The organism is Mesorhizobium delmotii (genome assembly GCF_900149755.1).
Taxonomy (GTDB): domain Bacteria; phylum Pseudomonadota; class Alphaproteobacteria; order Rhizobiales; family Rhizobiaceae; genus Mesorhizobium; species Mesorhizobium delmotii.
Genome location: NZ_FUIG01000002.1, coordinates 248,244 through 268,070, shown reverse-complemented (window position 1 = coordinate 268,070; position 19,827 = coordinate 248,244). Strand labels below are relative to the sequence as shown.

Genomic DNA, 19,827 nt, shown 5'->3' with positions numbered 1-19,827 from the left:
CAGAACCTTCAGGACACTATCCTGATTGTTGCAGGCCTATGGCAAGGGCCGCACCTCACGGCGCGGGAGCGGAGCTACACTTCATCCTGTCGGCGTCCCGACGAGCGCGAGAGGTGTTCAAAATGAAGTTTACCTCCTATTGGCATGATACATCGAAAGCCTTTGCTGGGGCGACCCGCGAACCCCTCTCAGGCGATTTCGAAGTCGCCGTAATTGGGGGCGGGCTTCACCGGTCTCAATGCCGCGCGCAAACTGGCCAAGTCTGGCGTGAAGGTCGCACTCATCGAGGCCGAGCATGTCGGATATGGTGCATCGGGGCGCAATGGCGGGCACCTCAACAGTGGTCACTTCGCCAGTTTTGGTGCGGCCAAGGCGCACTTTGGAGGGGCCAAGGCTCGTCGGTTCTGGCGCTCCTACGACGACTCGATCGACATGATCGAAGCCATCATCGCTGAAGAGGGCATCGACTGCAGCTTCCGCAGGGGAGGCAAACTCAAGCTTGCATCCAAGCCATCGCATGTGAAGGGGCTGCAGGCCATGTACGAGGAGCTTCGCCGTGAAGTGGACCCCTCGGTGGAGTGGCTCTCACGTGGCGATGTCCGCAACGAGCTGGGTTCGGAGGCCTTTCACGGCGCGGTGCTGTCACCCAAGTCGGCGATGATGCATATGGGCCAGTATGCCAATGGCATGGCGAACGCAGCCGCTCGCCATGGTGCGACGATCTGGGAGCACAATCCCGTCCAGTCCTGCATCCGGGTGTCAGATGGCTGGCGGATCACTTCGCCGACCGGCTCGCTCGCTGCCCGCCGGGTCATCCTTGCGACCGACGCCTATACAACCGAGAATTTTGACTACTATCGGCGACGGATGATGCCAATTGCATCTTTCATCGTCGTGACGCGCCCGCTTACCTCCGAGGAGGTCGCGGCAACCCTGCCGGGCAATCGGAACTACACGAACTCGCTCAACATCGCCAACTACTTCCGACTCACCCCGGACAACCGACTCTTGTTCGGCGGGCGTGCGAAGTTCTCGGCTGCCTCTAACCAGAAGACGGATGTGCGTTCCGGAGAGCTTTTGCGCAAGCAGATGCTCGATGTGTTCCCGCAACTGGCCGATGTCGAAATCGACTATTGCTGGGGCGGTCTCGTCGGTTGCACGCAAGACCGCTATCCGCGCGCCGGCACCGCCGATGGCCTGATCTACGGCATGGGCTATTCAGGACATGGCGCGCAGCTCTCGACGCTGATCGGAAGTGTGCTAGCGGACATTGCCATGGGCCGCACAGATACCAATCCAATCGGTGGCATGGACTGGAATGCCGTCCCGCTGCATACCGGCAAGCCGTGGTTCCTGCCAATGGTGGGCACCTATTATCGGCTGAAGGATATGCTTCCCTGATCCCGCCGAGAGGCCCCAAAGTGGCCGACCGACACCGCCAATCTCGGCACGCATTGAACCAGGATCTGGGAACCAGGACCTGGCCACCTGCTCGCAGGCATGCGGTCTAGCCTGCGACCTTGATGAGTGCCCGCTCCATGGCTACAAGGAAGAGGTCGACATGCTCGGCCTGGCAAACGAGCGGCGGGCGCACTTTAAGCGAATCCTCGTTGGCCCCTGTCGTGCTGATCAGGACGCCGTCGTCCCGCATTGCGTTCACCACATCCAGCGCCATTGCACGCCTGCCTGCCGCCGGTGTGCCCTCAGGCCCGATGTCGACGCCAAAGAACAGGCCGGCGTTTCGGATGGCACGAACTCCGTAAGGCTGCTGCGCGATTTTCTCCAGCCTGGCTCGGAGGCGCTGGCTCATGGCAAGCGCTTTTTGGGGGATCTGGTCACGCTGCAGGATCGTCAGCACGGCGTCCGCGGTCGCTATGCCAACCGTATTTCCGGCGAATGTGTTCGAGTAGCGAGAGGTGGCACCAAATTGCTCCATCGGTGCTTTACGACCAACGACAGCGCCAATTGGAAATCCATTGCCCATCGGCTTGCCGAGGGTAACAAGATCCGGAACGACCCCGTGCCGCTCAAAGCCCCACATATGAGCGCCGGTTCGCCCGAAGCCCGGTTGAACTTCGTCGGCGATGACGAGACCACCTGTCTCCCGGACGGCCGCTACACCACTGGCAATGAAGCCAGGGGGATCGACCCATACGCCATCGCTGGAAAAAATACTGTCGATGAGCAGGGCCGCAACGCCGATGCCACGACGGTTCAGATCCACAATGGCTGAACGAATCTGAGCCTCGAAGAAGTCCGCAGCCTGGGCTTCCGGCACCCCTGCCGGCCCAGGTAGGGATACCATGCGCACGAATGGGCTGAGCTTGACCGCGTCGCCCAGGTTCGGGGAAACCGCGGCGGTAGCCGCACTGGTGCCGTGATACGCATAGGTCGAGACGATCACGCCTTCGTTGCCGCTCGCAAATCGCGCGATACGCAGGGCGAGATCGTTGGATTCACTCCCCGTACAAGTAAAAACCACCCGGTCGAGCTCGCTTGGGAAAGTATCGACCAGTCGCTCGGCATAGTCGATAAGTTTTGGCTCGAGATAGCGCGTGTTGGCGCTTATCCGGCCCGCCTGTTCAGCCATTGCGGCGTTTACTTCTGGGTTGCAATGGCCGAGCGACGGCACGTTGTTGTAGAAATCAAGGTAGGCACGCCCGTCAGGGTCGTAGAGCCACATGCCTTCGCCGCGAACGAAGTGCACGGGCTGGCGGTACTGGAGCCGATAGGAGGCCCCAAGTACTTCGTCACGGCGAGCAATTAGCTCGGACTCGCGCCTGGGAAGGTCGGATTCGCCGGGCCTGTAGCGATTAGGCATGAGATCTGTGGACATGTGCTGCTGCCTATTTGAAAGAGTACCTTGATCAATTCGCGGTTCGCCTTTTGGCTACCGTGCCGGCCGAGCGAACCGAAACGCGTTACGGCTGAAACATTGCCGCCAGGACGGCCGCCTCGCCCGATGCGACGCCAAGAGGCGCCAGGATGGAAAGTCCGTGCTCGGCACGCGCGACATTCTTTTTGATGTACTGGGCGTCGGCCGGAAAAAGGTGGGATCGCCAGTAGTTGACCAAGATCAATGCGCTTTGTCGCGCCCGCATCAGTCCGACGAGCAGTTTTGCTTCCAGTGCCGAAAGTGTAATGACAGAGGCGTAGCCGGCAATAAGATGCTCGGCTCCACCCAAAGGAAGGGTCGGATCCTTTACGACGTGACTTGCTGCGATCGCCAGGTCCTGGATCCTGGGGCTCCAGCAGCCATCGCCGAAATCGATGAAACTCATTCCGTGGCCCGTCACCATCATATTGAATGGGCTGGGATCATTATGAGTTACCTGCCACGCCACATTCGAGATTTGTGGCTCAACGAACTCCGCATACTCCGACATCGCGACGCGTACGCTATCGGCAATGCTCCCAGATGGCAGGTATTGCTCCAGTTCCATCAACCTCGACCAGCAACCGACATGCCAAAGAACGGGACGGTGAGCCGCGGGCACACTGACCAGCTCAAGAGCTAGGTCCAGCCGGGCGAGAGCACTGCCGGTTCGAAAAAGCAGGTCGGGAGTTGGCGTCGCCTGGTGCAGCGGAATGCCCTCAATCCGGGTCTGCAAGTACCCGCATGTCCCCTCTTGCTCAAACATCAATGCGCCACTGGTCGTGCAGAGCACTTCGGGTGCAACGAAGCCCGTGAACCCTTGCAATCCGGCCATAGCGGCGGTTTGAAAACGAAAGCTGTCGACCGCCTCCGCTCTTGCCGACGTCTTCAGGATCAACCGGCGGCCGTCCGACAGGTTGACGTCAACGGTGCGCTCAACCTCGGAGGACAATGTCGCGATCGATCCCGTCAATCCGTAGTGGCGCTTCAGTAGTGCCGCCGACATGTCCGGTTCGGAGGAGCCCGGCCGCATCGCCAGGATTGCGGCGGCATCGCGAAAATAGGCGTCGGTTGAAGCTGCCACGTTAGGCAGATGGTCGCATCCTGCCGTCATAGAGCCATTGAGCTGACCAGCTTCTTCATCGGGGACCAGATCACCACAAGCACCCAATTCGAAAGATCCTCGCCTGTTGGGGACGGTTGTTCTTCATGCTTCGACAGATGGAGCGCTCCAGCGATGGCGCCCCGCAGGTCTATTTCTCGGGGTATTTGAGACGGCGCCGCTGGCAGCCCTCGGAAATGGGCGCAGTGCTCTGCGGGGCTCCGGCCTATCCTCGCCCCTCAGAGTCCGAAAACGCCTGGTAGCAGCGTCACATCGCGGATTTCGGTGTATTCGTAAAAGGGATTGGCCGGCTCGTGGCCGCGATTGACCCAGACCTTGCTCTTGATCCCCAGATCATAGGCGGACATCAGGTCGTGGCGGAAAGACGAGGACACATGCGTGATATCCTCCGGGCCGCAACCCAGCATGTCGAACATGTATTCGAACGCCTTGAAGTGCGGCTTGTAGGCACCCGCCTCTTCAGCGGTCAAGACGGCATGAAAGGGCGCACCGAGCTTTGCCACGTTCGACGGAATCTGGGCCACCATGGAGTTCGTCAGGGTGACCAACGGAATTTCCTTGGCCAGTTTAGCCAATCCCTCGGGTACGTCCGGATGCGGCCCCCAGGTGGGGATGCGGTTGTAGATCGTTTCGGCGTCTTCGGCACGGAATGCGACGCTGTTGCGGCGGCAGGTGCGTTCCAGTGCGTTGTGAACGACATCTGCATAAGGCTTCCAGTCCTGCAGCACCTCATCGAGGCGGTAGCCCTGGAAGTTTCTGATGAATTCGTCCATGCGCGGCCCATCCAGAAGATGACCGAACAGGTCCCTGGCGGCTTCCGCCATTTGGAAATTGATGAGCGTGCCGTGGCAATCAAAAGTCACGTATTTCGGCCGGAAGCGATCCATGTCCCTGGTTCCTGTCAATCTGCTCTATCAACCGAGCATAATCGCAGGCGTTTGGCAGAATGTGCCGCAATGCATGGTCATTCAGCAGAAGGCCCTCCGGTCGACCGCAAAACCAGCACGCCCTTTCGCAGTGCTGTCTCTTTCGCCCCGCCTGAGCCGATACGGGCGCAAAGGCGACCTTATTTTCTTAGTTTAGGTGGTCTCAAGCACCTGCCGCTTGAACGATCTCTCGGACTCTGCGGTCAGCCAATCGCGCAATGCGGAGAGGCCGGTTGAAACAATGATCGACTTCGGATGGATCAGGCCGTAGTCCGTCCCGTCGCGATCAAAGCCGAGTGGTGCTTCCAATCGCCCATTCGCGACGTCATCCGCTGCGATCGCTTGGGGTGCAAGAGCAACGCCAAGACCACCCAGGGCCGCTTCTGCCATCAGGAAATGATGATCCAGCAATTGGGTCGTTCGAGGCCGCGGCGCATCCATGTGCGCGTCGAGCCACGCTTCCCAAGCATCGGGTCGCGTCCGTGATCCGAGCGCCACATAGTCGCCACTCTCGAACCGCTTGCGCAGGGATGGCAGCATTACCGGACCAACCCGCTCCGGCATCAGCCTGATGATGGTCCATTCCGGGTCCACCAGAAAATCGAGTCGGCGGATCGCAAGCGTCACCCGGTCACGCGCGAAGTCGAGCCCTCCGCCGCCGGTTGACAGATGCACCTCGACATCCGGGTATCGATCCTGGAACCCAGACAAGCGGGGGATCAGCCAGCGCATCGCCAGCGAGCGTTCGCAGGACAGGATGATCGGAATGGGCGTCGAGCTGGATCTGATTTCTGCCAAGGCATCAGTGATTAAATGGAACGCCTTGCCGGTTGCCTCCGCCAGCTTCACGCCATCGGAGGTCAGACGCACCCCGCGCCCGTCCGCTTCGAGCAAGCGCAGACCAAGATCGGCGGAAAGTTTGGAGACGCGACGGCTGACTGCACCATGCGTCAGAGCGAGTTCGGCAGCCGCAGCACGCACAGACCCCAGACGCGCCACTGTTTGGAATGCACGCAGGTCGTCGAGCGAAGGTATTTCAGAGCGCTTCATTGGTGACTTCATATCACCGCAAATCGTCAGATCATATGGGTAATCGGTTCCGACCGTTCTGCTATTCTCACCAACATGAAGCAGAACACATCTCTCCTCGTCGGGATAATCGCCGACGACCTGACCAGTGCTACCGACGGCGCGGCGGCCTTTCTCGCGAGAGGCTATGCACCTATGATCAAGCGACAGGTCGACGGCGCGGAGAATGCAGCTATCGCTTCGATTGATACCAACAGCCGCGCCTCCGACATCTCGCAGGCAAGAAAGGTTACGGCCGACGCCGTGTCGGCCCTCTCGAATGCCGGCCTTCTGTTCAAAACGATCGATTCGACCCTGCGCGGCCATATCCGCGTGGAAGTCGCCGCCGCCTTTCGCGCAAGCGGCCGGAGCAGGCTTGTCATCGCTCCAGCCTTTCCCGAAGCGGGGCGGCTCACCGTCGGCGGGATCCAGACGGTGAACGGCATTCCCGTGAGTCAAAGCGTCTACGGCCGTGATCCAGTCCATCCCGCAGGCACATCGCACATTGCCAATCTGGTCGACCCGTCCCTGGGGATACGGATCATTCTCGCCCCAGACAGTTCCGGCGATGCGGCGACGAAAGGGTCCATTCTGGTCCTCGACTCCGACAGCCAGGACGTACTGAACCGGCAAGTCGGCAGCATCCCCGATCCTGAGACTGTTCTTTGGGTGGGCTCTCCTGGTCTCGCCATCGCGCTGGCATTGCTGGTCCCTGCCGTGCCGGATGGACGCGCGGTAACGGGCAAAGCCGCCGGGCGGGTGGTGATCGTCGCAGGAAGCGCCAATCCGGTGACGCGCGTCCAATGCGAGACCTTGCGGGTACAAGGCGTTCCCGTCGTCACCGACCTGGCCGACGCTCCCGGCGACGCCCGTGTGATTTGCCTTCGGGCACCACTGCAACGGCAGGAGAATGCCAGCGCGGTGACGACGAACCTCGCCGGACAAGCAGCCGCAGCGGTCGCCCGGCATGACTATGACGCGGTGATCGCCACCGGCGGCGAGACGATGGCAGCGATCCTCGACCGCCTCGGCATCAGCCGTTTCTGTCTCACCCGCGAGCTGGAGCCCGGCTTTCCGGTCGGCCGCGCCGAACGGGAGGACGGAACGTCGCTCACCATCGCCATGAAGGCGGGAGGGTTCGGCTCACCCTCGGCACTCCTTGATGCCGCCTGCGACCTGCTGGCCAAACCGCTTTCACGAAAGGCTCTGATCCATGACCGCCCACGACGCTCCTCTCGCCGTGACCATGGGTGATCCCTCCGGCATCGGCCCCGAGATCATCGCAAAAATGTATCTCCGTCGGCCGGACAAGCGGCACTGGATCGTCGTCGGTGATCCGCTGGTGATGAACCACGCCCTTTGCGCGCTGGATACGGATGTGCGGGTCCGGCCGATCGCTTCCCTCGATGGGACCGTGCTCGAGGACGGAACCCTCAACGTGCTTTGCTCCTCGCAGCTTCGCGTCCTGCCACCGGTCAGCCAGGTTTCGGCCACCAGTGGACGCGCGGCGTTCGACGCCATCGTCCTCGCCATACGACTGGCGCGGGACGGTCGCGTGGGCGGCATCGTTACGGCGCCGATCCACAAGGAAGCACTCGCCGCCGCCGGTCTGCACTATCCCGGCCACACCGAAATCCTGGCCGATCATGGCGGGGCTCCCAAGGTCGCCATGATGCTGGCGAACGAGGACATTCGCACGGTCCTCGTCACCATCCATTGTTCGTTGTCCGAGGCGATCCGCAAAGGCGATTTCGCGTCGCAGATGGACGCGATCCGGCTGGCCCATGCCGGTGCGCAGGCGCTCGGCATCGCCCATCCACGCGTCGCTGTCGCGGGCCTCAATCCGCATGCCGGCGAAGGCGGTCTTTTTGGAGACGAGGAAATCCGCATCATCCGGCCGGCGATCGAGGCGGCCCGTGCCGAAGGTATCGACGCATCCGGCCCATGGCCAGGCGACACCGTGTTCATGCAGGCCCGGAAGGGCAGCTTCGACATCGTGGTCGCGCAGTATCACGACCAGGGCCTCATCCCGGTCAAATACATGGGCCTCGACCATGGCGTGAACGTCACGCTGGGCCTGCCGTTCGTGCGCACCAGCCCCGATCACGGCACCGCCTTCGACATCGCGGGGTCCGGCGTTGCCGACCCCTCCAGCCTTGAGACTGCCTTCGACTACGCCCTTAGGCTGAAGGCTTCCCTCCCGAACCAGAAGGCCGACACCCCATGACACAATTCGACTTCATCTTCATGCTGACACGCAACGACCGCACCGTAGCCGACGCCGCCGTCCACGCCGAAACGGCGCTCGGGGCCGGAATCCGCCACATCGGCTTCAAGGACATCGGCCTGCCGCTCGACGCGCTCGCCGGCCTCGCGCGCCAGATCCGCGCGGGCGGAGCCAGTACATATCTCGAGGTCGTATCGCTCGATCGCGACAGCGAGGTCCGCTCGGTCAAGGCGGCGATCGACCTCGGCGTCGACTACCTGCTCGGTGGCACCCATGCCCAAGACGTGCTGCCGCTGCTGGAAGGAACGCTAATCCGCTACTATCCGTTTCCGGGCCGGGTTGTCGGGCACCCGAGCATTCTCGAAGGATCGCAGGCCGAGATCGTCAAAAGCGCTGTCGCGCTCGCCAGCCATACCGGGGTCGCAGGTCTCGACCTTCTCGCCTACCGCTCGGCAGGCAATGTGCCGTCTCTCATCGACGCTGTGTGCCGAGCCGTGCCCAAGCCCGTCATTGTCGCGGGATCGGTGGATCGCCCGGATCAGATCGAGACTATTCGCAAGAGTGGCGCAGCGGGATTTACCGTCGGTACATCTGCGCTGGACGGCCGGTTCCCGGCAGAGGGCCCCGCACTGGAATTCCAGCTGCGGGCGATCTCGGCGTGCCTCGAAGGACATCAAGAGAGCATGGGAGGTGAGGAACGATCCTGGTAGACAGCAACGTTCGACTTTCGTTCTTCACTTGGCCAAAATCGCAGCTTCGAGCCGACTTGGCCGACCGGAAGATGGAGCCCTCGAGAACCGCTGGCCTCCAGCTTGCGCTATCCATTCCGACGCGACCCCTATTTCGGAACCTCAGAGGCAGCATCAGCGAGGCTTGGGATCATCCGCTTCGACCAGCCGCTCAAACGGACATTATTCAAATCGGCGCTTCAAATCTGTGACCGCCTCAGGGCTGAGGCATTTTACGGTCGCGCTCCTTGCCACGGCCGGCCTTGTCGATTGCTGTCTTCATGTTGTCGTAGATACCGCGCCGCCGAATGCCACCGAACACGCGGAAGGCGATTATGGAACTTCGTCAAGAGATTATGACATTGATTTTAAAGCGTCAAAAACGGCAGCGCCGCAGCTCTGACGACGATAACATCGCCGTCACTCGCCGAATGCCGGCGATATTCGGTGCAAAATACCGAAGTGCCGCTGCAGTCAGTGCATTCTGCGGCACCGGTCGCCGATACTGCAATCTCTCATTGATTGCCGAGGCCGCCATGTCCCCTTTAATCCACCACATCAGCAGCGATGAAACGCTGCCCAAGTCAGCGGACGTCGTGGTGATCGGCGGCGGGATTGTCGGCGCCAGCGCGGCCTATTTCCTGGCGCGGCGCGGCCTGTCGGTGGCGCTTATCGAAAAGGGGTATGTCGGCTGCGAGCAGTCGAGCCGGAACTGGGGCTGGTGCCGTCGGCAGAACCGCGATGCACGCGAATTGCCGCTTGCCAATCTGGCGCTGCGGCTGTGGGAAGAGCTGACCGAAGAGATCGGGCACGACCTTGGCTTCCGCCGTTGCGGGCTCATCTATGCGACCGCGGATCCAAAGCAGCTCGCCGAATGGGACAAGTGGCGCGCCGTTGCGCGGCGGTTCGACGTCAAGACGCGGATGCTTACGGCCGACGAGGCCACTGCCGCCGTTCCTGCGGCTGGCGGCCGCAAATGGCTGGGCGGTGTCCACGCGGCAGACGATGGCAAGGCCGAGCCCTGGCTGGCCGCCCCGCGGATCGCCGAGGGCGCCCGCAAGCATGGCGCGACCATTCATCAGAACTGCGCGGCACGCGGCCTGGATATCACCAATGGGCAAGTGAGCGGCGTCGTCACCGAGAAAGGCCTTATCCGCACCAGTGCGGTGCTATGCGCCGCCGGCGCCTGGGCATCGGCTTTCCTGCGTATGCATGCGGTGTCGATGCCGCTGGCCAGCGTCCGTCAGACCGCCCTGCGGACCGGTCCGGCACCGGATTTCGGCGAGGCCGTCTTTACCCCCGACTTTGCCATGACGCGCCGGCTCGATGGCAGCTACACGATCGCCGTCAGCGGCCGGGCGACCCTGGAGATCACCCCGCAGGGCATCCGCTATGTCCGCCCGTTTCTGCCGATGTTCATGAAACGGCTGAAGGCGGTCGAGATCGGCATCGGCCGCTCGTTCTTCGAAGGCCCGGATTCAATGCGTCGCTGGCATCTCGACAAGCCGACCCCCTTCGAGCGCATCCGTCCTCGATCCGGCGCCCGACCAGCGGATGCTGGCGACCATCAAGACCCGGGTCAAAGCGATGTTCCCCAGCGTTGCCGATGCCGGCGTCGTGTCCACCTGGGGCGGGTATATCGATTCCACACCGGACGCGGTGCCGGTGATTTCCCCGGTGGACAGCATCGGCGGCATGTTCGTCGCCGCAGGCTGTTCCGGACACGGCTTCGGCGCCGGCCCCGGGTTGGGCCATCTGGCGGCGGATCTGGTCGCCGGTGGCGCGGCATGCGTCGATCCGACTCCGTTCCGCATGTCGCGCTTCACGGACAGATCGAAAATTGAAGTTGGCGACTTCTGATGCAATTGACCGCATGGCGACAGCAAGGAGCGCCGTGCGATCGCGGATCTGCATATCGGCTGGCCTAAGCGCGATCCGGACCGTTTGGTGAAGAGGATTCTCACGAGGGACCAGGTTGATGAACTGGTCAAGACATCCAGTTCCGCCAACTCAGCTTCCAGCAACTTGATGGAAACCACATGCCAAATCAAACCACGAGTGCTTCCGCCAGAAAGCTGGCTTTCATCCATACGGTTTCCGGCCTTGTTTCCGAGTTCGAGGGCCTCGCCAAAGAACATTTGCCCGACTGGAAGCCGTTCGCGATCCTCGACGAGAGCCTCTTGAGAAATATCATTGAGCGCGGGTCGCTATCCGATCTGACGAAACGAAGGCTTGCTACCTACGTATGGTCGGCAGTCGACGCCGGGGCAGATGCGATTGTCGTCACATGCTCGACTCTCGGACCGGCAGTCGATGCCATTGCGCCGCTTTGTCCTGTGCCGCTGTTCCGTATTGATGAAGGCATGGCCAAAGCCGCTGTCGAGCATGGAAACCGCATAGGTGTCCTGGCGACCTTGTCCACAACGCTGGTGCCGACCGTGGATCTGCTGAAGCGCAAGGCATGCGAGGCGGGCAAGGATGTAGCGATCGACGATGTGCTTGTTGAGGGAGCATTTCAACTCCTCGCCGGCGGGGACGTCGAAGCGCATGACGCGCAAATCCGCCTAGCTCTCGAAGAGCTGTCGAAGAAGGTCGATGTGGTCGTTTTTGCGCAGGCTTCGATGGCTCGTGCGGTGCGGGGCACGGCCCACAGTCTTCCAGTTCTGACAAGCCCCGTACTTGGGGTTGAAAACGTGAAACGGCGTTTAGAGCAGCGATAGGACAAATGGGACAGGGTGCAAATTCCTGATATACGAGTCTTGCCGCAATATTGTTCGGCCCACGCGATGTCCGCCTGCCGAAACCGAGCTGCCGCCTCTCGTAGAGCTCGGCGACAGGCGCAGCGAGCCGCGCAGTCTTCACTTTAACTGGTTAACGATCCGCCCGGCCCACTGGCATAGATGGCGCCACCTGCGCCCTCTGCGCTTGGCGAAGATGTTGCCTAGAAATAACCGAGGATGGACTTGACCTCGAGATACTCCAACATGCCCTCGAGGCCGTATTCGCGTCCGTTTCCGGATTGCTTGAAGCCACCAAACGGCGCGTGTGGATCCCACGCCGGGTAGTTGAGATGCACTTGACCGGCGCGAATCCGCGACGCGACGTACTTGGCGACGTCCATATCCCTGCCCTGCACATGGGCTCCGAGGCCATAGATGGTGTCATTGGCGATGGTGACGGCCTCGTCGACTGTGTCGTAGGGGATGATGCAAAGGACCGGCCCGAAGACCTCCTCCTGAGCGATGCGCATGCCCGTGCGCACGTCGGAAAAGATGGTCGGCTTCACATAGAGCCCGACATCTAGGCCGTCCGGACGGCCCAGTCCGCCGGTGAGAAGTTTTGCGCCTTCCGAAACGCCGACGCCGATCATTGTTTGGATCCGGTCGAACTGAGCACGATTGGCGATTGCTCCGTGGGTGGTGGCCTCCGAAAGAGGATCGCCGACGACGATCTCATCCGCGGCCCGCTGGGCAATTGACTCGATCTCGGAAAGCAGCGCGCGCGGCACGATCATACGCGTCGGCGCACTGCATGACTGGCCGAGATTGCGGAAGGCGGCGGCTATGCCCAGCGAAACGGCGCGATCGAGATTGGCGTCGGGCAGGATCACGTTCGGCGACTTGCCGCCGAGCTCCTGCGCGACCCGCTTGACCGTCGGCGCGGCGGCCTGGGCCACCGCGATGCCGGCACGGGTGGAGCCGGTAATGGAGATCATGTCGACATCCGGATGGGAGGCGAGACCCGCACCGACGCCTTGGCCATCACCATTGACGAGGTTGAAGACACCGGCAGGGAAGCCGGCTTCTTCGATCGCCTCGGCGAACAGTAGGGCGTCCAAGGGAGAAAGCTCGCTCGGCTTCAGCACGATCGTGCAGCCTGCGGCGAGCGCCGGCGCAACCTTGGCGGTGATCTGGTAGAGTGGCCAGTTCCAAGGCGTGATCAGGGCGCAGACACCGATCGGTTCGTGGGTGACGGCGGTGCGGCCGCGCTGCTTAACGAAGGGGAAGGCCGTCAGGACATCGCGAGCAACTTTCACATGGGCGATCGCTAGCGGCACCTGCGCGGTGCGCGCATATTCGATCGCCGCGCCCATTTCGAGGCTCAAGCATTGCGCAAGCAGTTCGCTGCGCGCTTCGAGCAGCGCCTGCAGGCGGTCGAGCAGACCCGCGCGGTGTTCCGGCTTGGTACGGCTCCAGGTGGTGAATGCCCGGCGGGCCGCCGAGACGGCCGCGTCCACGTCCTCGCTGTTTCCGAGCGGAAACGGGGCCACAACCTCTTCCGTGGCCGGATTGACCACGACGCCCGTGGCGGTGCCCCGCGGCTCGCGCCATTCGCCGTCGATGAAGAACCTGCCCAGGCGGCCGTTGCGGGACAGGTGTTCAAGGGGCGTGGTCATGTCACGAGGTCCTTCATGCGGTAATAGGCACCGAGGATCGGCAGGAACCAGGGACGCCCGAAGTATCCAGGGATCGCCGGCCAGTCGAAATCCTTCCAGGGGTTCAGGTCGGGGCGCCCGTCCATGACCTCGGCCATGATGCTGCCCATCAGCGTCGACATCTGAGTGCCGTGCCCGCTATAGCCCATTGAGTAATAGATGCCGTCGCGCTCTCCGGAGCGTGGCAGGCGGTCGCGGGTCATATCTACCATGCCGCCCCAGCAGTAATCGATCCGGGTGCTGGCCAGTTCTGGATAGACTTCGACCATCGCCGCTTTCAGGATGCGGCCGCTCTTTTCGTCGGATTGAGGATTGGACACCGCAAACCGCGCTCGCCCGCCGAACAGCATGCGATTGTCCGGAGTAAGCCGCCAGTAGACAACGAGGTTGCGCGTGTCGACGACATTGCGGCGGGTCGGCATGAGGCGCTGAAGCTGCCCAGGCGACAGCGGTTCCGTCACAATCAGGAAGGCGCCGACCGGCACAATGCGACGGCGTATCCATCCGAGCGGACCAACCTGGGAAATGCCGCTCGCCAGCAGGACCTGCCGCGCGACGATTTTGCCGCGTGGGGTCTCCAATTCATGCCCGTCGGCGATCTTGCGCATGGCCATGACGGGAGCCCGTTCATAGACCTCGGCGCCACGCCGGGCGGCGGCGGTCGCCAAGCCCCGGACGAACCGGCCCACATGCATGCCGGCGCTCTTGGGAAAAAGCAGCCCGCCATAGTAGCGGTTGGTGCCGACTTCGTTTCGCAGGTCGGCGCGCGCGATCATCCTCGTTCCGGGATCGACATTGGCGGCGAGCAGTTCCTGGCTGCGCGCCAGCACGTCGTAGTGCTCGGGCTTAGCGGCAAGCTTGAGCTTGCCGACGCGGGAGAAGCTGCAGTCGATCTTTTCTTCCTGCACCAACCGCTCGACCATATCGACGCCAGCGTCGAAGGCCTTGTAGAGCGCGTTCGCAGCATCCTTGCCGTACTTCCCGGCCATGATCGCATAATTCTGGGCAAAGCCGTTGTTGCACATGCCGCCATTGCGCCCGGATGCGGCGTTGCCGATCGTTTCGGCCTCCAACAGTGCAACCCGGGCGCCCTTCTTGGCGAGGGCCAGCGCCGCGGAGGATCCAGTCAAGCCGCCGCCCACAACCGCCACGTCGTAGTGGCCTTCGAGCGGTTTGGACGTGCCCTCATTGAACGGCTGAGAGGTGTCCAGCCAATAAGATGTAAGCTTCATAGTTGCACCATCAGTGCGTCAGTTTGCATGGGCGCCATGCAAAGCGTTGCGATTGGAGCCCCTACCATCCGCGGATCCGCTCCCAACGCGCTTCGATCCTGGGACTGTCCCCGTTGACGACGGCGTAGAAGTGATGCTGGGCGGCCATCGCGCAGGCATGGTTGGGCAGAATCCGGACCCGAGCCCCGAGCGGCAAATCGGGCATGGACTTTCCAGAACCAGCACGAATGGCGAGGATACCGTGTTCCTGGCTGGCCTGCGCCACGATCACATCTTCAAGCACCCGCCCCTTTTCGTCGCAGACCACGCCGTAACCTTGGTCGATCTGCTGGTTTGCGGTTCCCCGGTCGCGCGAAAGCGCCATCCACCCCGCGTCGACCAGCACCCAACCCTTTTCCGGCTTGGACCCGATCACCGTGGCCAACACGGAAATCGCGATATCGTCGAGACCGCAGACCCCTACCCCGTGCTGGACGAGGTCAAAGAACATGTAGACCCCGGCGCGCAGCTCCGTGACGCCTTCGAGGTTCTCGGCGAAGTGCGCCGTCGGCGTGGAGCCTAGGCTGACGATCGGGCAGGCATGGCCGTGAGCGCGCAAAGTTTCGGCGGCGCGCACGGTGGCCGAACGCTCGTTCTCGGCTGCCTTGACCAGCGCATCGGCCGTGCTCAAGCCATAGGACTCGCCGGCATGGGCGAGGACGCCGACCAGGTTGGCGCCTGCTGCGACGACCCTGTTGGCCACCTCGAGCAGCTTGGGATCGTCCGGCTTCAATCCACCGCGATGGTCATCGCAGTCCAGTTCGATGAAGACGGACGGCGTCACGCCGGTGTCCTCGCGTACACCGGCAAGGGCGTCGGCCTGCTCCACGGAATCGAGCAACAGCTTCACATCAGCGCCGGTACGGCGACAAAGCTCCATGGCGCGGACGACCGAAGCCGGCGACATGCCGACCGCATAAGTCATGTCTCGAAAGCCGTGGCCGGCGAAATACTCCGCCTCGGCGATGGTCGAGACCGTGATCGGACCGGGTTCGCCGGGGAACACATACCGGGTGACGTCGATGCTTTTGGCCGTCTTCATATGCGGGCGCAGCACCACGCCAAGCTTTCTGGCATGCTCGGCCAGACGCTGGATATTGCGCTCGAGCCGTCCCCGGTCCAGAAGCAGCGACGGGGTGATGAGGGCGTCGATCGTTTGGGCCGCTTCACGTGTCTTTACACTCGTATCCATCGCTCCCCTACCTCATTCCTTAACCGAACGACTGATTTGCCACGGCGTACATGCGGGCCGTCCCGTCGGAGACGGGCCGTCGCCCCTTGACCATCGCGATCGCAGCACCGACGCGCGCGAGGCCCAGGCTATCCAGCCAGTCGCCCAATCCGTGTTCGGCATAGACGTCGATGCGCACGAATTGGCCGTGAAGCGTCGCAAGCTGGGCCAGGATCAGGAGTCGCGCGTCTTGGGCGCTTTCGGCTGCAACAGGGCCGACCACGTAGCCGCGGCCGAACCGCCTGGCGATGGCGTAGCCTGCAATACGCCCCGCACGTTCGATGACCAAAACATTGCCCGCATCAGCGAGGCCAGCCACCATCGACGGCCGGGGCATGCCTGTGGCCCGTTCGTCGAAGGCCTGGATCGCCGCGAGGTCTGGGACCGTCGCCTGACGGATGCCATCGCGGGTACTCTGCGTCACGGCAACGGTCAGCGAGCCCTGGTGCTGAAGCACCGTGCCCCAGGCATTGAAGCCGCGTCGCTTGTAGAGCGCGAGCCCCTCTTCCGTCGAATTGAGCAGCACGTTGCGCCCGTCCGTGGCCTGAAGCAACCCGTCAAAAAGCCGGGAGCCGTTGCCACCGCCTTGCGCGGAGCCAGTGACTATGATCATCCCGGCAGTGGCATAGGCCTGTCCGTAATTCCAGGACATGGCAGTGCCGATCACCTGTCCCGCCCGCTCGAGGACCAGGCCATTGCCGACCGTCACGGCAAATTCCCAGTCCTCCTGGCGATAAGGCCAGCCCATCTCCTGCGACAGCTTCAGCGCGCCCGGCACATGGCGGGTCTCGAATTTCATCAGCTCGGTCGGGGCGCTGACGATATCCCTGTCATGATCAACGGCCATAAGTGCAACGCTGTCGCTTGATCCAAAGTCAGATTGAAGTCGGACCTTAGAGTCGCGCCAGGCGGACAGTTTTCGCTGCTGTTTTGACCTTTGAATTCAGCGGGATCATTCGTTTTGAGCCGTCCGTCGGCATGCCATATGGCGCAAATCGGGCGAGGAATATCTGGCACCTTGAATCGCCCTTCGTGGCTGCCCCGCGATCGGCGTCCGCACGATTCACAATGGACGTGATCCCAGCCTCAGCAATGGCTTAGCCGCAACATTCCCCAGCGATGAAACGCTTGATGCTCAGAAGGAATTTTGGATGATCTACATCAGCGAAGAGGAGTCAGCCGCCCTCGTCACGCATGAACTTGCCTTCGAGGCGGCGCGGGAGGCTCTCGTGGCGGCAGCATCGCCGCAGAGCTTGGTCTTTCCCGCTGTTCTCGGGCGCACACAGGAGGCGACCAATACCTTCTCAATCAAATCCGGTTCGTCGGGCGACCTGACTGGAGTGAAAATTGGTTCCTTCTGGTCGGGCAACCCGGCACGTGGCCTTCCCCGCCACAACTCCACCATCGTGCTGCTCGATCAGCATACAGGTCGGCTCGGCGCCGTAATCGAGGCCGGCAAGGTCAACGCCTACAGGACGGCCGCCGCCGACGCGGTTGCGGCCGATCTTCTTGCGAGCAAGCAAGCCAAGGTTCTGGCGATATTCGGCGCCGGCAACCAGGCGGGCCTCGAAGTGATGGCGCTGGCACGCATCCGCCCAATCGAAACCGTGCTGGTCGTGGCCCGGCCTTCGCCGCGACGCGACGCGCTTGTCGATCAGATCGGAGAAAGGGGTCTGGAGGCGCGCGCTGCCTTGCCCGAAGAAGCCGTGCGCGCGGCCGACATCGTGGTGACGGCGACACCCTCACGCGAACCCCTGTTCGATGCCGCTTGGGTGGGACCCGGAACTCATATCGTCAGCATGGGGTCGGATGCTCCGGGCAAGCGCGAATTGCCGAGCGAATTGTTTCCCAGGGCACGTCTGTTTTGTGATCTGCTTTCCCAGTCCGTCCAGATCGGCGAGTTCCAACATTTGCGCGACGAGATCGAGGCCGGTGTGCTGGCGGTAACACCAATCGGCGACGTCATTGAAAAGCGTGCGCCCGGACGCCGCTTCGACAACGAAATCACGGTCTTCGACAGTTCTGGTATCTCACTACAGGATCTCTACATGGCCGACGCGCTGATCCGCGCAAAGGCGTCCCACCGCTGATCTAACGTGCTAGCCCCAGCGCTGCTGTACCACGCACCACCGTTAGCGATGGCGGCATGCGGCAAGGCCACTCGGGCGTCGCTCAGGCGAGGTGCAATGCAGACCGAAGCGGCATCCTTCGATCCTGTGCCGTAGCGTGTCCACGAGCCTAAGCAACGTCAATGCAATTTGAGACGCGGCCGGACAACCCGGTTGGCATGGCCGACCAGGATAAGAGCCAAGCCCTTGATCCAGCCATGTATGGCCACCAAGTGCATGCGGTACAAAGACACGTAGATCATCCTGGCCAGCCGCCCCTCGATCGCCATCCGCCCTCCGACGAGGTTTCCCATCAAGCTACCGACGGTGGAAAACCGGCTCAACGACACTAACGAGCCCTTGTCCCGATAGACAAATGCTTCCGGCGTTTCCCCAGCAATCAAGTGAAGAATGTTGCGATAAGCGGTCGATGCCATCTGGTGGGCAGCCTGAGCTCGTGGTGGCACCGGGCCGCCCGCCCCCTCTGGCTTGAAAAAGCAGCAATCGCCTATGGCGAAGATGCGCTCGTCCCGGCTCGTTTGGAGGGTGGGAAGGACGACAAGTTGCCTGCTACGCGCCACCTCAAGTCCGTCGAGCTCTCCTAGAATATTTGCCCCCTGCACTCCTGCAGCCCACACGCAAATATTGGCGTGTATCTGCTCCCCGGTAGCGCACCTCAATCCCGTTTCCGTTGCTTCCGATACAGCTGTGTTTGCGAGCACCCGGACGCCGAGGGCCTCAAGTTCCTGATGCGCGGCCTTTGCTAAAGCATCTGGGAGAGCCGGAAGAATCCGCGGCCCGGCCTCTATCAATGTGACCCTCAGCCGGGTCTCGTCGAAGACTTCCAGGCCATAGTGTCTCAGAGATGATGCAGCATTGTAGAGTTCAGCAGCGAGTTCAATGCCTGTCGCACCGCCACCTACAATAGCTATATCAACAAACGCGTCGTCGATTGGATCAGCTGACATTGTCCTGGAAACTCGAAGACAATGATTCAACAACTTCAATCGAAAGCGATCCGCTTGATGACGGTCTTCGAGGAAAAGACAGTGATCCTTCACTCCGGGAGTACCGAAGTCGTTTGAAACCGACCCGATTGCGATAACGAGGTAATCGTATCTGAGCCGATGTTGACCAACCAGCTCCGACCCGTCATCGTCGAAAATCGGCGCCACTATGACCTGCCGCGCTGTGCGATCGATGGCCTCCAGCGACCCGTAGAAGAAGCGGTAGCCCCAACGGTGCCCGTGTCCGCGGTAGCCAACTTCGTCAAGATTTGCGTCGAGTGATCCGGCCGCAACCTCATGGAGGAGCGGCTTCCAGACATGGGTGTGGTTCCGCTCCACAAGAATGATATCGAAATCCTTACGGCCGAGCCGTGCTCCGAGCCGCCGCACGAGTTCAAGACCTCCAGCCCCACCGCCAATGACGACTATTTGAGTCTTCATTGCTGCTTGCCCGGTCTCGTTGAGGGATGCCTCTCAACACGACTACCCGCTGTCAGAGGCGCCAGATGGCAATCAAGTCCTGGATTCGATAGCCCTGAATGATAAAGAAGCGTCATCATCGCCCTCACGAACTCAAAAATCGCGTTGTTCCCGGGCGTTCACGCCGCGAATGGCGAGCCCTGGAGTCCAGCCCCAAGGCCGCCGTCACCAGTCCATCACCACCTTGCCCGAATTGCCGCTCTTCATCGCCTCGAAGCCGGAGATATAGTCGTCCACGCCGATGCGGTGGGTGATCAGGCCGCTGACATCGAGCGGTCCCTGCACCAGTGCGATCATCTTGTACCAGGTCTCGAACATCTCGCGGCCATAGATGCCCTTGAGATGCAG

The 19,827-nt window shown here is 62.0% G+C and carries 14 protein-coding genes and 3 pseudogenes; 7 read left to right on the top strand and 10 right to left on the bottom strand.

All coding sequences use genetic code 11. The features are described 5' to 3' along the window. Positions 1 to 122 precede the first annotated feature (122 nt). Positions 123 to 1,401: pseudogene (locus tag BQ8482_RS01340) on the top strand (NAD(P)/FAD-dependent oxidoreductase). Between the two features lie 106 nt (positions 1,402 to 1,507). Here BQ8482_RS01340 and BQ8482_RS01335 read toward each other — a convergent pair. From BQ8482_RS01335 to BQ8482_RS01320, 4 genes are all read right to left on the bottom strand, one after another. Continuing rightward, positions 1,508 to 2,836, bottom strand: coding sequence for an aspartate aminotransferase family protein (locus tag BQ8482_RS01335; RefSeq protein ID WP_123145928.1), 1,329 nt, complete (start codon positions 2,834 to 2,836; stop codon positions 1,508 to 1,510). 85 nt (positions 2,837 to 2,921) lie between these two features. Continuing rightward, positions 2,922 to 4,046: a phosphotransferase enzyme family protein gene (locus BQ8482_RS01330; RefSeq protein WP_244602587.1), complete on the bottom strand. Its 1,125-nt coding sequence runs from the start codon at positions 4,044 to 4,046 to the stop codon at positions 2,922 to 2,924. 170 nt (positions 4,047 to 4,216) lie between these two features. Then, entirely contained in the window at positions 4,217 to 4,885 is a 669-nt protein-coding gene (locus tag BQ8482_RS01325) for a haloacid dehalogenase type II (RefSeq protein WP_123145926.1), read from the bottom strand. A gap of 192 nt (positions 4,886 to 5,077) precedes the next feature. Beyond that, positions 5,078 to 5,974, bottom strand: a complete 897-nt coding sequence (locus BQ8482_RS01320) for a LysR substrate-binding domain-containing protein (protein ID WP_123145925.1) — start codon at positions 5,972 to 5,974, stop codon at positions 5,078 to 5,080. A gap of 75 nt (positions 5,975 to 6,049) precedes the next feature. Between BQ8482_RS01320 and BQ8482_RS01315 the strand changes: the two genes are divergently transcribed. From BQ8482_RS01315 to BQ8482_RS01295, 5 genes and pseudogenes are all read left to right on the top strand, one after another. Further along, the gene (locus BQ8482_RS01315; protein ID WP_123145924.1) at positions 6,050 to 7,246 is read left to right on the top strand and encodes a four-carbon acid sugar kinase family protein; all 1,197 of its coding nucleotides are present in this window, start codon (positions 6,050 to 6,052) and stop codon (positions 7,244 to 7,246) included. Beyond that, the gene (gene pdxA / locus BQ8482_RS01310) at positions 7,206 to 8,219 is read left to right on the top strand and encodes a 4-hydroxythreonine-4-phosphate dehydrogenase PdxA (RefSeq protein WP_123145923.1); all 1,014 of its coding nucleotides are present in this window, start codon (positions 7,206 to 7,208) and stop codon (positions 8,217 to 8,219) included. The genes BQ8482_RS01315 and pdxA overlap by 41 nt, the downstream gene beginning before the upstream one ends. After that, entirely contained in the window at positions 8,216 to 8,929 is a 714-nt protein-coding gene (locus BQ8482_RS01305; protein ID WP_123145922.1) for a beta/alpha barrel domain-containing protein, read from the top strand. The genes pdxA and BQ8482_RS01305 overlap by 4 nt, the downstream gene beginning before the upstream one ends. A gap of 554 nt (positions 8,930 to 9,483) precedes the next feature. After that, positions 9,484 to 10,807 (top strand): annotated as a pseudogene (locus BQ8482_RS01300) (NAD(P)/FAD-dependent oxidoreductase). Positions 10,808 to 10,986: 179 nt separating this feature from the next. Next, positions 10,987 to 11,667, top strand: coding sequence for an aspartate/glutamate racemase family protein (locus BQ8482_RS01295; protein WP_123145921.1), 681 nt, complete (start codon positions 10,987 to 10,989; stop codon positions 11,665 to 11,667). 221 nt (positions 11,668 to 11,888) lie between these two features. Here the strand turns inward: BQ8482_RS01295 and BQ8482_RS01290 are convergent, their stop codons facing one another. From BQ8482_RS01290 to BQ8482_RS01275, 4 genes are all read right to left on the bottom strand, one after another. Continuing rightward, positions 11,889 to 13,343, bottom strand: coding sequence for an aldehyde dehydrogenase family protein (locus BQ8482_RS01290; RefSeq protein ID WP_123145920.1), 1,455 nt, complete (start codon positions 13,341 to 13,343; stop codon positions 11,889 to 11,891). Next, positions 13,340 to 14,614, bottom strand: a complete 1,275-nt coding sequence (locus BQ8482_RS01285) for an NAD(P)/FAD-dependent oxidoreductase (protein WP_123145919.1) — start codon at positions 14,612 to 14,614, stop codon at positions 13,340 to 13,342. The genes BQ8482_RS01290 and BQ8482_RS01285 overlap by 4 nt, the downstream gene beginning before the upstream one ends. A 61-nt stretch (positions 14,615 to 14,675) precedes the next feature. Continuing rightward, complete coding sequence (locus tag BQ8482_RS01280) at positions 14,676 to 15,845, bottom strand: alanine racemase (RefSeq protein ID WP_123145918.1); 1,170 nt, start codon at positions 15,843 to 15,845, stop codon at positions 14,676 to 14,678. A 19-nt stretch (positions 15,846 to 15,864) separates the two neighbouring features. Then, a complete protein-coding gene (locus BQ8482_RS01275; RefSeq protein ID WP_123145917.1) occupies positions 15,865 to 16,731 on the bottom strand; it encodes a GNAT family N-acetyltransferase in 867 nt (288 codons plus the stop codon). 304 nt (positions 16,732 to 17,035) lie between these two features. On the opposite strand from BQ8482_RS01275, the gene BQ8482_RS01270 reads away from it, so the two are divergent. Next, complete coding sequence (locus BQ8482_RS01270; protein ID WP_123145916.1) at positions 17,036 to 17,974, top strand: ornithine cyclodeaminase family protein; 939 nt, start codon at positions 17,036 to 17,038, stop codon at positions 17,972 to 17,974. Positions 17,975 to 18,132: 158 nt separating this feature from the next. On the opposite strand, the gene BQ8482_RS01265 is transcribed toward BQ8482_RS01270, so the two are convergent. After that, positions 18,133 to 19,440, bottom strand: coding sequence for an NAD(P)/FAD-dependent oxidoreductase (locus BQ8482_RS01265; protein WP_123145915.1), 1,308 nt, complete (start codon positions 19,438 to 19,440; stop codon positions 18,133 to 18,135). A gap of 204 nt (positions 19,441 to 19,644) precedes the next feature. Further along, positions 19,645 to 19,827 (bottom strand): annotated as a pseudogene (gene tdh, locus BQ8482_RS38900) (L-threonine 3-dehydrogenase); the annotation flags it as partial.

What these genes read in the sequence shown, in the direction of transcription:
- BQ8482_RS01335 (WP_123145928.1), bottom strand. Translation starts at nt 2,836, where the DNA reads ATGTCCACAGATCTCATGCCTAATCGCTACAGGCCCGGCGAATCCGAC.
- BQ8482_RS01325 (WP_123145926.1), bottom strand. Translation starts at nt 4,885, where the DNA reads ATGGATCGCTTCCGGCCGAAATACGTGACTTTTGATTGCCACGGCACG.
- BQ8482_RS01320 (WP_123145925.1), bottom strand. Translation starts at nt 5,974, where the DNA reads ATGAAGCGCTCTGAAATACCTTCGCTCGACGACCTGCGTGCATTCCAA.
- BQ8482_RS01315 (WP_123145924.1), top strand. Translation starts at nt 6,050, where the DNA reads ATGAAGCAGAACACATCTCTCCTCGTCGGGATAATCGCCGACGACCTG.
- pdxA (WP_123145923.1), top strand. Translation starts at nt 7,206, where the DNA reads ATGACCGCCCACGACGCTCCTCTCGCCGTGACCATGGGTGATCCCTCC.
- BQ8482_RS01305 (WP_123145922.1), top strand. Translation starts at nt 8,216, where the DNA reads ATGACACAATTCGACTTCATCTTCATGCTGACACGCAACGACCGCACC.
- BQ8482_RS01295 (WP_123145921.1), top strand. Translation starts at nt 10,987, where the DNA reads ATGCCAAATCAAACCACGAGTGCTTCCGCCAGAAAGCTGGCTTTCATC.
- BQ8482_RS01290 (WP_123145920.1), bottom strand. Translation starts at nt 13,343, where the DNA reads ATGACCACGCCCCTTGAACACCTGTCCCGCAACGGCCGCCTGGGCAGG.
- BQ8482_RS01285 (WP_123145919.1), bottom strand. Translation starts at nt 14,614, where the DNA reads ATGAAGCTTACATCTTATTGGCTGGACACCTCTCAGCCGTTCAATGAG.
- BQ8482_RS01280 (WP_123145918.1), bottom strand. Translation starts at nt 15,845, where the DNA reads ATGGATACGAGTGTAAAGACACGTGAAGCGGCCCAAACGATCGACGCC.
- BQ8482_RS01275 (WP_123145917.1), bottom strand. Translation starts at nt 16,731, where the DNA reads ATGGCCGTTGATCATGACAGGGATATCGTCAGCGCCCCGACCGAGCTG.
- BQ8482_RS01270 (WP_123145916.1), top strand. Translation starts at nt 17,036, where the DNA reads ATGATCTACATCAGCGAAGAGGAGTCAGCCGCCCTCGTCACGCATGAA.
- BQ8482_RS01265 (WP_123145915.1), bottom strand. Translation starts at nt 19,440, where the DNA reads ATGAAGACTCAAATAGTCGTCATTGGCGGTGGGGCTGGAGGTCTTGAA.